The 11,644-nt window shown below is 67.2% G+C and carries 12 protein-coding genes; 6 read left to right on the top strand and 6 right to left on the bottom strand.

Annotated features, from left to right (window positions below; translation table 11 throughout):
- Window positions 1-27: 27 nt before the first annotated feature.
- Window positions 28-1,161, bottom strand: a complete 1,134-nt coding sequence (locus AAC997_RS15770; protein WP_340646654.1) for an acyltransferase — start codon at window positions 1,159-1,161, stop codon at window positions 28-30.
- A 163-nt stretch (window positions 1,162-1,324) separates the two neighbouring features.
- Between AAC997_RS15770 and AAC997_RS15765 the strand changes: the two genes are divergently transcribed.
- Complete coding sequence (locus tag AAC997_RS15765) at window positions 1,325-2,170, top strand: hypothetical protein (protein WP_340646653.1); 846 nt, start codon at window positions 1,325-1,327, stop codon at window positions 2,168-2,170.
- Here the strand turns inward: AAC997_RS15765 and AAC997_RS15760 are convergent, their stop codons facing one another.
- Window positions 2,171-2,878: a hypothetical protein gene (locus tag AAC997_RS15760; RefSeq protein ID WP_340646652.1), complete on the bottom strand. Its 708-nt coding sequence runs from the start codon at window positions 2,876-2,878 to the stop codon at window positions 2,171-2,173.
- Between the two features lie 81 nt (window positions 2,879-2,959).
- On the opposite strand from AAC997_RS15760, the gene AAC997_RS15755 reads away from it, so the two are divergent.
- Window positions 2,960-3,391 carry a PaaI family thioesterase gene (locus AAC997_RS15755; RefSeq protein ID WP_340646651.1) on the top strand — a complete coding sequence of 144 codons (432 nt, stop codon included), beginning with the start codon at window positions 2,960-2,962 and terminating at the stop codon, window positions 3,389-3,391.
- On the opposite strand, the gene AAC997_RS15750 is transcribed toward AAC997_RS15755, so the two are convergent.
- Together AAC997_RS15750 and AAC997_RS15745 are read right to left on the bottom strand one after the other, a co-directional pair.
- Window positions 3,388-3,819: a VOC family protein gene (locus AAC997_RS15750; protein WP_340646650.1), complete on the bottom strand. Its 432-nt coding sequence runs from the start codon at window positions 3,817-3,819 to the stop codon at window positions 3,388-3,390. The genes AAC997_RS15755 and AAC997_RS15750 overlap by 4 nt on opposite strands.
- Before the next feature lie 74 nt (window positions 3,820-3,893).
- On the bottom strand, window positions 3,894-4,313 hold the full coding sequence (locus tag AAC997_RS15745) for a hypothetical protein (RefSeq protein WP_340646648.1): 420 nt from the start codon (window positions 4,311-4,313) through the stop codon (window positions 3,894-3,896).
- A 93-nt stretch (window positions 4,314-4,406) separates the two neighbouring features.
- On the opposite strand from AAC997_RS15745, the gene AAC997_RS15740 reads away from it, so the two are divergent.
- Both AAC997_RS15740 and cytX read left to right on the top strand, forming a co-directional pair.
- On the top strand, window positions 4,407-5,639 hold the full coding sequence (locus AAC997_RS15740) for a TCR/Tet family MFS transporter (RefSeq protein WP_340646647.1): 1,233 nt from the start codon (window positions 4,407-4,409) through the stop codon (window positions 5,637-5,639).
- Window positions 5,640-5,678: 39 nt separating this feature from the next.
- Window positions 5,679-6,968: a putative hydroxymethylpyrimidine transporter CytX gene (cytX, locus tag AAC997_RS15735; protein WP_340646646.1), complete on the top strand. Its 1,290-nt coding sequence runs from the start codon at window positions 5,679-5,681 to the stop codon at window positions 6,966-6,968.
- On the opposite strand, the gene AAC997_RS15730 is transcribed toward cytX, so the two are convergent.
- Window positions 6,940-7,209 carry a hypothetical protein gene (locus AAC997_RS15730; protein ID WP_340646645.1) on the bottom strand — a complete coding sequence of 90 codons (270 nt, stop codon included), beginning with the start codon at window positions 7,207-7,209 and terminating at the stop codon, window positions 6,940-6,942. The two genes, cytX and AAC997_RS15730, sit on opposite strands and share 29 nt — an antisense overlap.
- Before the next feature lie 242 nt (window positions 7,210-7,451).
- Here AAC997_RS15730 and AAC997_RS15725 point away from each other — a divergent pair, with 242 nt between their 5' ends.
- A complete protein-coding gene (locus AAC997_RS15725) occupies window positions 7,452-9,545 on the top strand; it encodes an ATP-binding protein (protein WP_340646644.1) in 2,094 nt (697 codons plus the stop codon).
- A 42-nt stretch (window positions 9,546-9,587) separates the two neighbouring features.
- Window positions 9,588-10,394: an acyl-CoA thioesterase gene (locus AAC997_RS15720; RefSeq protein WP_340646643.1), complete on the top strand. Its 807-nt coding sequence runs from the start codon at window positions 9,588-9,590 to the stop codon at window positions 10,392-10,394.
- Here the strand turns inward: AAC997_RS15720 and AAC997_RS15715 are convergent.
- A partial coding sequence (locus AAC997_RS15715; RefSeq protein WP_340646642.1) for an aminotransferase class V-fold PLP-dependent enzyme occupies window positions 10,391-11,644 on the bottom strand: 1,254 nt, incomplete at its 5' end. The genes AAC997_RS15720 and AAC997_RS15715 overlap by 4 nt on opposite strands.

Genomic DNA, 11,644 nt, shown 5'->3' with positions numbered 1-11,644 from the left:
CTTCAGAGTTAAGGAAGGGTGTTCTGGCTAGGCCGGCGCCTGCTGGAGGGCCGGCTTGGAGGGCGAGAGCGCCCTGCCGAGCGCCATGCCCGGTTCCTCCACCAGCTTGTAGAGCCCCCAGGCGATGGGGACAGTGATCGCGAAGGTCAGCAGGACGGCGGCCGGGAAGCGGACGCCCGACCCGCCGGGCAGGGCTTCGATCCACCTGTAGCCGCCGAAATGGGCCATCCACGCGATCACATGGGGATGGGCGAGATAGAGGCTGAAGCTGATCTTGCCGAGGAACTGGGTGATGGGGTTGGACAACAGCACCGGCGGTGCGAAGGCCATGCCAAGGCAGAGCAGGGCGAAGGGCGCGCCCCAGAGCAATTGGTAGACGGTGTTGCCCGCCCGCCCCGGCATCAGGGGCGTCGGCCACTGCCCGATCAGGTAGAAAGCCAGCATGCCAATCACCCCGACGATCAGAGCGGCGGCGGCGCGTGTCACGGGCATGCGACGATGGATGAAATAGGCCAACAGCCCGAAGCCGAAATAGGGCAGGTTGAACAGGAAGCCGTGCTGGATGAAGGAGCCCGGCATCCCGGCGATCGCGTCCAGCCGCAGTCCGTAGATCACGGCGACCCCGCTGGCGATCACGGTCGCAACGGCGGCTGAGAAAGGTCCGCGCACCACCATCAGCACCAGTGGCAGGATGGCGTAGAACAGCATCTCCACGCCGATCGACCAAGACGCAGGCGCGACGCCGTCCACTGTGCTTGGGAAGAGACCGAAAACGAACCCGAGGTTCAGGGCCAGCACCCGCAGGTTCGCGCCCATCCATGCAAATCCGCCGTGGGTAAAGATCGTGAACAGCAGGATGGCGTAGTAGAGCGGCGCGATGCGGAAGACCCGCCGCAGATAGAACTGCCCGATCTCGCCGCGAGAGCTGAGCCGGCCTTCATAGCCGTAGGCCAGGCTGAAGGCGCTGACGACGAAGAACAGTGGCACGCCGTATGCGAAGAACCACTTCATGAATTCCAGGCTGTGCGGAACCGCGGCGCCGGTGAGATGGATGACGTGAAAGATCACGATCGCGCTGGCCGCGTAGGCGCGCAGGGACTCGATGCCGCCGAGATGGGGACGGCGCGCGGGGGCCGCGGCGCCGTTGGATTTGGTCGTCATGCGTCCCCCGGCGAGTGGCTGGCGACAAGCTATCCGTCGTCGAGGCGGCCAACAACCCTGGGGGGTGACGATGCGCCGGTCTCTCAACCACGCCTTTCAAGCTTCACCGCGTAATCTTCCGTTATCCATCCCACCGCTAAAGCTTGGGCGTTGGGGGATATTCATGCGCTGGTTGCTGAGCCTGGTGGCTGTCTTGAGTGTCGGCTTGGCGTCCTGCGCCTCGCACCAGACCATGATCGAACTGCAGCGGCCGCCGTTGAAGAACGCGCTGGCCTTCTCCGTGCCCCCAGGCCACCCCTTCTACCAGACGGTGACGGTCGACTACGTCGCCGGTATGAGTCAGCACTCCTTCCTGTTCGCCGAGGCCAATCAGCGGCAATTCCGGCCGAAGCTGGCCCGGATGCTGGAAGACTCCGGCATGCTGGCGCCCACACCGATCGCCGCGCGTTATGGCCTGCAAGTGGAGTTTGTGGACCTCAACGGTTCATCCATCGGCGGAAATTTCGAAAGCCGGAGCCGGGCCATCTACCGGATCGTTGAGCGCCGCAGCGGCCGGGTCGATTTCCAGACCACGGTGGACGCAGGGTTCAGCGCCCGCTTCGTCGGCCTGGACGAACGCGATGCGGTGGCCCTGGTCGGGCTCGGTTTCCTCGGCGACCCTTTCGACATCATCAATCTCTCCAACTACATCGCGCCCGGCAATTTCGGAGGCGGCGACGCCGCGTGGCCCGCCCATGCCCGTGAGGGTGATCTGGCCACCAGTGGCTACGGCGCTCGCAGCGGATTCGTGCGGGGCCAGCAGGCCGACTTCCAGATGATGCGGCAGAGCATCGCCAAGTTCGTCCTGGCGCTCAGCGAGGACCAGCATCTGCCGATGACCGTGATCCTGCCCTGCCTCTACAACGCCGATATCGAGGCCCAGAAGGCCGAACTCGCCCAGCGCCACATCCGCGTGGTGGAGGACGACTGCAGCCTCTATCCCCGCAAGGCCCGGCCGATCGTCTACTGATCAGCCCCGTGCTTTCACTTCCACGATCTCGTGTCCCGGCCCTTTGCGCACGATCAGGTCGGCCAGGTCTCGGGCAGGCGCGATGTGATCATGCAAATTCTTCAGGTTGACCTTCTCCCAGACCATCCTGGCGAGGCCCTCGACCTCGGGCCGGCTCATATGCCGGAAGCGGGCGTAGAAGGAGGCCGGATCGTGCTCGGCGGCCTCCCACAGGCCCAGGAAGCGGGCGAGATACCAGGCCTCCAGATCCGGCTCCGGCGCATCCAGATAGATCAGGCTGTCGATCAGGGACGGACCATGGGTTGGGATCAGGTTCAGCCCCTCGATGATCAGGATGTCCGGGGGATTCAGGGTCCGGGCGAGCGCCGGATCGATGTCATAGGTGACGTGGGAATAGCCGGGGAAGATCGTCGGCCCATGGCGGACCTCCTCCAGAGCCGCACGCAGGGCGGCGTGGTCGTAGGAGGGTGGGAAGCCCTTCTGGTTGAGGATTTCCAGTTCCGTCAGCCGGGCGTTAGGGAACAGGAAGCCGTCGGTACAGACCAACTCCACCCGTGCGCCCTCCGCCGCCAGGTGTTCTGCCAGGGCGGCCGCGAACACACTCTTGCCCGCGGCCACCGCTCCGGTGACGCCGATGATGTAGGTTCCCAACTCGGGTCGACGGGCGGCAAGGCGCTCGGCCACCAGGCTCAGATCCATCCCAGCCATCAGCCCTCCGCGGATTTTCCAGGGCGAGCCTGACACAGGCCCGCCGCTCTGGGCTAGATGGTGTCGAACAGGGGAAGCCAGATGGCCAAGACCAGCAACAACACCTCCGTCGAGGACCTGAACCGCGCCAATGAGGGCAAGCTGCCGGGCCACCTGGGCCTGACCGTCACCGAGGTCTCCGATGGCCGCGTGGTGGGGCGGTTCGAGGTGCGGCCCGACCTGGTGGCCCATACCGGGTTCCTGCTGGCCGGCTGCCTGCTGTCTGTGGCCGACATCCTCTGCGCCTACGGGGTCTCCACCGTCTGGCCGGAGGGGGCGAGCGGCTTCACCACCGCTGAGGTGAAGTGCAACTTCATGAGCACCCTGCGGGAGGGGACGGTGGTCTGCACCGCCCAGATGCTGCACGGCGGCCGCACCACTCAGGTCTGGGACGCCACGCTGACGGACGGCGCCACCGGCAAGCTGATGGCCGCCTTCCGCTGCACGCAGATCATCCTCTATCCGCGCGCTTAGGCGCTGGCTGACGCCGTGGCGGATTGCGCGTCGCTCTTCGGCGGCGGCGCCTGCAGCAGTTCGATGGTGTAACCGTCGGGGTCCTTGGCCAGGCCGACCATCGCCCCGCCCAGGCTGGCGATGGGGGCGGGTTCGCGCAGGATGGTCAGACCCTCGGCCTTGATCCGGTCGCTGACCGCCTTGGGGTCGGTGACATAGAAGACCAGCTTGACCGGATTGTCCTTGTAGTTCCGCTCCGAGCCGTCGGTGTAATGCATCAGCACCACGGCGGTGCGGCCCTCGAAGGCCACCACCACCTCGTCCATGTAGTCCAGCTTGAAGGTCTGAACCTGCTTCATGCCCAGGACCCGGGTGTAGAAGTCGGTGGAGCGGGCCAGGTCGCTGACCCCGATGCCGGTGGCGCCGAGATAGTCGGGGGAACGGGGCATGGGCGATTTCCTCTTGAGGTTTTCAGCCTGAATAGCCGAGCCTGACATACCGCAACATTGAAATGTGAGCGGGCTTAGCGTTCCCGTCGGAACTTCGCGGCATCCGCCGCCAGCGAAGACGACATCTTGGCCTCCACGTCTTCCTCGGCCAGGTAGGGCAGGGAGCCGGCGACGCCGCGGATGGCCAGCCACATCTGGAATGCGAACTGAGGCAGGATCTTCAGGGGCCGGCGCTTGTCGGTGACGTCCCAACCGGCGGCCTCGAAGGCCTCGACCTGATCGCGTTCCGACTTGCGTTCGATCCTGTCCCAGTCGGCGGGCAGGGCGACCTCGTCGGCCTCGTCCAGGGTCAGGCCGAAATTGGCGCGGCTGACCTCGTCGAGCTGTGGAAACTCAGCCTGCGCGCCGGGCTCGCGCATGGCAGGCTTCATGACGGAGGCGAATTCCAGCTCGGCGATACCGGGCAGGTCGATCAGGCGGCGCAGGGTGCTCATGGCGAAAGTCTAGCCGAAGGTCAGGTGAGCCCCAAGCGGGTGCGGGTTGCGTGGTCGCCGGCATGGCCTCAAGTTTCACGCGGGGGAGACGCCATGACAGAAACGACGCCCGGCCGCCGTCGAGCGGCCTTTGGCTTCATCTTCGCCAGCGCGCTCGCCAATACAGTGTCTTTCGGGCTGATGATCCCGATCCTGCCCAATCTGATCAAGCAGTTCGTCGGCGGCGACACGGCCCAGGCCTCGGAATGGGCGGTGGTGTTCGCCGTCACCTGGGGCGTGATCCAGTTCTTCTGCGGTCCGATCCTGGGCCTGATGTCCGACCGATGGGGCCGCCGCCCCGTTCTGCTGATCTCTCTTTTCGGACTGGGTTGTGATTTCCTGCTGATGGCCTGGGCTCCCAACCTGGCCTGGCTCTTTATCGGCCGGATCATCAGCGGGGCGACCGCCGCCACCTTCTCAACCGCCAACGCCTATGTGGCCGATGTCACCCCGCCGGAGCAGCGGGCCCAGGCTTTCGGCTGGATGGGCTCGGCCTTCTCCTTCGGATTCCTGGTGGGGCCGGCCATCGGCGGTCTGCTGGGGGAGATCGACCTCCGCCTGCCGTTCCTGGCGGCCTCGGCGTTGACCCTGCTCAACTGGCTCTATGGGCTGCTGATCCTGCCGGAGTCCCTGCCGCTCGAGCGGCGGGCCACGACGTTCGACTGGCGTCGTGCAAACCCCCTGGGCTCGCTAAAGCTGCTCCGGTCGCATCGCGCGCTACTGGGCCTCGCGGTCATCACCTTCCTCAACCAGCTCGCCAACCTGGTCTGGCCCAGCATCATCGTCCTCTACATGGGCTACCGGTTCGGCTGGTCGACGTTCCAGGTCGGGCTCTCGTTGATGGCCGGCGGGCTTATGGGAATCCTGGTTCAATCCTTCCTGGTTGGTCCGGTGGTCAGGCGTGTCGGAGAACGAGGCGCCCTGCTGCTGGGGGCGGGGTTCAGCACGCTTTCGTTTCTCTGGGTGGGACTGGCGCCCAACGGATGGGTCTACATCCTGGGCATGCCGTTGGGCGCTCTCTCAGGCTTCCTGATTCCCGGCCTTCAGGGTCTGATGACACGCCGGGTGGCGCCGCACGAACAGGGGCAGCTGCAGGGGGCCAACCAGAGCCTGAACGGCGTGGCCTCGGTGCTGGGCCCGCTGATATTCGGCCTGACCTTCGCCTGGTCGGTGCGCCATGCCGAGGTCTTCCCCCTGACCGGCCTGGCCATGCTGATCGCCGGTGGCATGATGTTGATCGGCTTCATCCTGGCGCTAAGGACCCCGCGCGACCCTGGGGCGGCCTGAGGCTCTAGGCGAGCACGCTGAGCCTGCTAAACCTTGGCCATGGCCGCCCCCGACGACTCGTACGATCCCCTGACACCGGTGCCGGCGATCCGCCGCATCTTCGGCGCCGGCGACGCCTTCTCGCTGTGGTTCAGCCTGGGGATCGGTCTGCTGGTCCTACAGGCCGGCGCCTTCCTGGTTCCAGGTCTGAGCCTGCCGCACGCCTTGGCCGCCATTGTGGTGGGGTCGCTGCTGGGGGTGCTGCTGCTGTCCCTGGCGGGCGTGGTGGGGGCAGACACCGGGCTCTCGGCGATCGCCAGCCTGAGGCCGGCGCTGGGCGTGCGCGGGGCGGCGATCCCGGCGGTGCTGAACGCCGTCCAGCTCACCGGCTGGGGCGCCTTTGAGATTATCGCCATGCGCGAGTCGGCCGATGCGCTCGCCAAGCAGACCTTCGGGGTCTCCGACCCCCTGGCCTGGACCCTGCTGTTCGGAGCCCTGGCGACGGTTCTGGCCGTGATGGGGCCTGTGTCCTTTGTGCGCCGCTTCCTGCGCGCCTGGGGCCTGTGGCTGCTGCTGGCCGGCGCGGCCTGGCTGACCTGGAAGCTGCTGGCCGACTACGACCTGGCCGCTCTGCTGGCCAAGGCGGGAACCGGCGAGATGAGCTTCGGCGCCGGCGTCGACCTTGTGGTGGCCATGCCGCTTTCGTGGCTGCCGCTGATCGCCGACTACACCCGCTTCGGCCGCACGCCAGGCGACATGTTCCGGGGTAGCGCCATGGGCTATCTGCTGGCCAATATCTGGTTCTTCGGTCTCGGCGCCAGCTACGCCCTGGCTTCGGGAGGCGACAACATGCTGCTCACCGCCCTCGCGGCGGCGGGCGGCGGCGTCGCCCTGCTGCTGATCCTCATCGACGAGACCGACAACACCTTCGCCGACATCCATTCGGCGGCGGTCTCCACCGCCACGCTTGTGCGGGTCCGGCCGGCAAGGTTGGCGATCGGCTATGGTCTGCTCTGTACGGCCATCGCCGTGGCCGCGCCGCTCGCCAAGTACGAGGGCTTCCTGCTGTTGATCGGTTCGGTGTTCGCGCCCCTGTTCGGCGTGCTGCTGACCGACCACTTCATCGTGCGACGCAGGACCATCGCAGCCGACGAGATCCGACTGAAGGGCGGCGCCTACTGGTTCATCGGCGGGTTCAGCCTGCGCGGGCTGACGGCGTGGATCGTCGGCATCGCGGCCTATCAGGCGGTGGCGCGGCTGGCGCCCAGTCTCGGCGCGACCCTGCCGGCCCTCGTGGTGGCCGCGGCGACCTATATGATGCTTACGACCGCGCGGCCCCGCCGCTCGTGATCTCCTTGATCAGGCCCTGAAGCTGCTGTTTGCCACCGGCGTTCCAGACCGCCTTCATGTGCTCGAGCGTGCGGGCCGCGCTCTCCTCGAACTTCCAGTCGCAATCCTCGAAACGGCAATCTTTGAACACCGGGGCCTCGCCGCCGGCATAGACCAGGCGACACTTCTGAAAATCGCAGTCGTAGAAGGTCTCACCGTCTAGCTGGACGGTTTCACGGGTGAAGGATGTGGAGCTTTGCATGGCGCGGTCTTCCTGAGGTTCGGGGCGAGGCGGCGGGCCCACCGCAGGAGTTTGCGGGTCAGGTTCGGAGAAGCGCTCGGCAGGGCGGCTAGACACCTGAACGGCGGGCAGAAAGCAAGCCCGGCCTGCGCCAACCGCGCCCGAGCCAATGTGTCGCATCACCGATTAGCAGTCTTCTTATCGCGGCCAAGGTAGCTCTGGGCACAACCGCGCGGATTCGCGCAACCCGGAGTTGGACGACCTTGGCCACCCCGCTTTCCGTACGCCTGGATGAGGCCTGCGTCGCCGTGCGCGGCGTCACCGTGCCCAGGCTGGGGCTGTCTGTGTTCGGGACCCTGATGGCGGCGTTGATCCTGACGCCGGTCCAGGCGGCGGCCTGGCTGGCGGTGAGCCTGTCCCTGGAGGTGTGGCTGTGGATCGCCAGCCGCAGCCAGATCCTTGGCGGTCGGGTCCGTCACCGGGCGCGGGCCAACTTTCTTGTCAGCTTCACGAGCATCAGCCTCTGGTGGCTGGTGCTGGGGGTGATGTTCTGGAACGCTGACACCCTGGCGGGCCGGACCTGCGCGGCGGTCCTGGCGATCACCGTGCTCGGACTGGCGATCCTGCTCTTCTACAACACTCCCGTGATCTTCCTGGCCAGCGGCGCCGTGCCCGCAATCTGCGCCCTTCTGATCGTGGGCTTCAGCGACGGCCGCAGCTGGATGGAGATGGCGCCGATCCTCATGGCGCTGGGTCTCGGCATGATCTTCGTCGCCGGCCGGGCCATTGAGACCCCCTCGGCCCAGGCCCAGCAGCGGGCCGTCAACGACAGTCTGCATCAATATCAGGTGCTGGCCGACAACATCACCGACATCATCGCCCGCACCGATCTCGAAGGCGTCCACACCTATCTCTCGCCCGCCGTGGAGCAGGTGCTTGGCTACCGCCCCGATGAGTTGATCGGGGTGGCGCGCATCGGCCTGGTGCATCCCGACGATCATCCCGACGCCCTGGCGGCGGTGGGGCGGATGCTCGAGGACATCCGTCGGCGCGAGGTTGTCACCGCCCGGGTCCGGCACAAGGACGGCCACTGGGTTTGGTTGGAAACCAACGCCAAGTTGGTCTGCGAGCACGGTGTCCCGGTCGGGGTCATCGACGTCAGCCGCGACATCACCGAGCAGATGGCCAAGGACGCGGCCCTGCGCGAGGCCAAGACCGAGGCCGAGAGCGCCACCCGCGCCAAGGCCGAGTTCCTGGCCAATATCAGCCACGAGATCCGCACCCCCATGAATGGGGTTCTGGGCGCCCTGCAGCTTCTGGAAAGCGAGCCGATCTCGGCCGATGGCCGCGAACTGATGCGCCAGGCCGCCGATGCGGGTCTGATGCTGTCGCAGCTGCTGAACGACGTGCTCGACTTCTCCAAGATCGAGGCCGGCCAGTTCGACCTGGCGCCAGAGCCGATGAACCTCGGCGACGCCCTCGACACCGTCATCGCCCTGCTGGCCGGCCAGGCCAGGGCCAAGGGCGTCGAGCTGCGCCGCGAGACGACCGCGCAGGATCTATGGATCACCGCCGACCCGGTGCGGCTGCGCCAGGCGATGTTCAACCTGCTGGGCAACGCCATCAAGTTCACACACCAGGGCCATGTGGCCGCGCGCCTGCGGGTCACCCCGGCCGCCGACGGCCGGCGCCATGTCCGCCTCGAGATCGAGGACACCGGGGTCGGCATCGCGCCGGCGGCCCAGCCCCACCTCTTTGAGCGGTTCCGCCAGGCCGAAAGCTCGACTGCGCGCAGGTTCGGCGGCTCGGGCCTTGGTCTGTCCATCACCAGGGCCCTGGCCCAGATGATGGGCGGGGACATCTCGTTCACCAGCGTCCAGGGGCAGGGCTCGACCTTCTGGCTGGATTTCCACGCGCCGGCCGCCGCGCCGGCCGCCGTCCTGCCGGTGGAGGACGGCCTGCTGGAGGGGGTGCGCCTCCTGTTGGTGGAGGACAACCCTACCAACCGCCTCGTGGCCCGCACCCTGCTGACCCGCCTGGGCGCCCAGGTCGATGAGGCCGAGGACGGGTTGATCGGCCTCGCCGCCGCGCGTGACGGCGCCTACGACCTGATCCTGATGGACGTGCAGATGCCCAACATGGATGGAATCGAGGCGACCCTGGCGATCCGGTCCCTGCCGGGGATTGTCGCCCAGACCCCGATCATCGGCTTGACCGCCAATGTCATGACCCACCAGCAGGGGGCCTATCGGGCCGCGGGGATGAACGGAGTGGTGGCCAAGCCAATCGCGGTCGGGGCCTTGATCGGCGAAATCGCCCGGCTTCTGGGCGACGACGAGACCGCCATCGCCTCCTGAAAACTTGGGGACAGGCGGGGATTTCCGGCGTATCGGCCCGCCATGACCGAGCTCTTCTTCGACCTGCAGCCGACCCACAACCCGCACCGCTGGTTCATGCCCCTGACACCCGCCGTCTGCGTGGGGCCGCCGGATAACCTGTTCATGTACGGCGGCATCGGGCTGGCCAGCGCCATCGCGGCCATGGAGCGGACCTGTGGCCGGCCGGTGATCTGGGCCACGGCTCAGTACCTGTCCTATGCCCGGCCGGGCTCGGTGGTGGACCTCGACGTCCGGGTGCCGGTGCAGGGCAAATACAACAGCCAGGCGCGGGTGATCGGCCATGTCGGCGACCAGGAGATCTTCACGGTCAACGCGGCGCTTGGCGCGCGACCCAGCACCGTCTCCCATCAGTGGGTGAACATGCCCGACATGCCGGGGCCCGAGGACTGTGAGCGCTCAGTGCTGTGGGGCGACCAGGGCGACAACCTCAACGGCCGCCTCGACGTGCGCATGGCCAAGGGGCGCTACGGCGAAGGGCCGCGCACCGGCCAGCTCAGCGCCGACGGCCGCCTGGTGATGTGGATCAAGCCAGTGGAGGACTACGCGGTCGACGCCAGCATGCTGGCGATCGTGGCCGACTATGTGCCGTCTGGCGTCGGCGCCGCCCTGGGCCGTCAGGGCGGCGGCAACAGCCTGGACAACACCCTGCGCATCCGCCGCATCGTTCCCACCAAGTGGGTGCTCTGCGACATACAGATCACCGGCATCCACGGCGGCTTCGCCCACGGGGTCATGAACCTGTTCGCGCAGGACGGGGAGCTGATGGCCACCGCCAGCCAGTCGGTGATCGTGCGGATGATGGACTAGGACCGGGAGCGCACCGGGGACCCCGCGCGGATCACGTGCAGGGCGTTCAGCGCGTACTCCACGTCCTCCACGGTGTTGCGGAAGCTGGGGGTCAGGCGGACGTGGCGTTCAGCGTAGGGCGAGACAGAGCCGATGATCTTGTACTGACGCAGCCGGCGGGAGACGCCATCGGACGACAGGCCCTCGACATCGAAGGCGACGATGCCCGCCGACAGCCGCGGATCGCGCGGGGTGCGCAGCCGGACATGGGGCATCTGCACCATGCCCTCCTTCAGCCGCCCGGCCAGTTCCACGGTGCGGTTCCGGATATTGGTCTTGCCCACCTGCTGATGGAAGCCGAACGCCTCGATCAGGGCCCAGACGTGCTCAAAGGCCTTGAAGCCACCGGGGGTCATCCGCGCCGCGGTGGTGGCGCCGGGATCATAGCCACCGATCCAGGCCGAATAGGCGCCCTCCGCCAGGAAGCTCGGCACGGTCGGCTCGACACGCGACCAGCCCAGCGGGGTTCCAAAGATCACCCCGGTGCCGCGTGGCCCGAACAGCCACTTGTGGCAGCCGGCCACCAGAAAGTCGCAGCCGAGCTGGGGCAGGGTGGTGTCTTCAACGCCGAACCCGTGCACGCCATCGACGCAGAACAGCACCTTCTCGTGCGGTGCGCGTCCGGCGTTGATGGGGACCAAAGCGTCGGCGATGGCGCGGATCGGCATCTTCAGGCCGGTGGAGGAATGCACCCAGGTCAGCGCCAGGATGCGAGTCTTGGGTCCGATATTGGCCACGATCCGTCCGACGATCTGCTCGACGGTGACGGTCTCGACCCGGTCGAACAGGGTGATCTTGCGCACCGTGCCGCCGCCGCGCAGGGCCGCCAGCCGCAGGCTCTCATGGGTGACGTAGTAGTCGTGGGTGGTGGTCAGAACCTCCTGGCCGTAGCGCAGGCCGATGCCGTTGTAGAGCAGGCCGATCCCTGAGGTGGTGCTCTCGCACAGGGCGACGTTTGTGGCTGGCACGCCGAAATAGGCGCCGGCCGCGGCGCGCGCGGCGTTCTGCAGCGGCTTGTTGTTCTTCTCCAGATAGCGGACCGGGTTGGCGTCCAGGCCCCGGCGGTGGCGGTCAATGGCGTCGCGCACCGGCTTGGGGTTGGAGGCGAACAGCATGGCGGAGAGGTCAACCTCGCCCCAGTCCAGCGCCCACTGGTTGCGCACCCAGGTCCAGTCCACGCTCCCTGGCGCGGGGGGCGGGGTGGCCAAGGG

This window comes from Phenylobacterium sp. (genome assembly GCF_037968635.1).
In the GTDB taxonomy this organism is placed as follows: Bacteria; Pseudomonadota; Alphaproteobacteria; order Caulobacterales; family Caulobacteraceae; genus Phenylobacterium.
This window is presented reverse-complemented; position numbering and strand designations above follow the sequence as displayed.

Coding starts and splice junctions, on each gene's coding strand:
- AAC997_RS15770 (WP_340646654.1), bottom strand. CDS start 1,161: ATGACGACCAAATCCAACGGCGCCGCGGCCCCCGCGCGCCGTCCCCAT.
- AAC997_RS15765 (WP_340646653.1), top strand. CDS start 1,325: ATGCGCTGGTTGCTGAGCCTGGTGGCTGTCTTGAGTGTCGGCTTGGCG.
- AAC997_RS15760 (WP_340646652.1), bottom strand. CDS start 2,878: ATGGCTGGGATGGATCTGAGCCTGGTGGCCGAGCGCCTTGCCGCCCGT.
- AAC997_RS15755 (WP_340646651.1), top strand. CDS start 2,960: ATGGCCAAGACCAGCAACAACACCTCCGTCGAGGACCTGAACCGCGCC.
- AAC997_RS15750 (WP_340646650.1), bottom strand. CDS start 3,819: ATGCCCCGTTCCCCCGACTATCTCGGCGCCACCGGCATCGGGGTCAGC.
- AAC997_RS15745 (WP_340646648.1), bottom strand. CDS start 4,313: ATGAGCACCCTGCGCCGCCTGATCGACCTGCCCGGTATCGCCGAGCTG.
- AAC997_RS15740 (WP_340646647.1), top strand. CDS start 4,407: ATGACAGAAACGACGCCCGGCCGCCGTCGAGCGGCCTTTGGCTTCATC.
- cytX (WP_340646646.1), top strand. CDS start 5,679: ATGGCCGCCCCCGACGACTCGTACGATCCCCTGACACCGGTGCCGGCG.
- AAC997_RS15730 (WP_340646645.1), bottom strand. CDS start 7,209: ATGCAAAGCTCCACATCCTTCACCCGTGAAACCGTCCAGCTAGACGGT.
- AAC997_RS15720 (WP_340646643.1), top strand. CDS start 9,588: ATGACCGAGCTCTTCTTCGACCTGCAGCCGACCCACAACCCGCACCGC.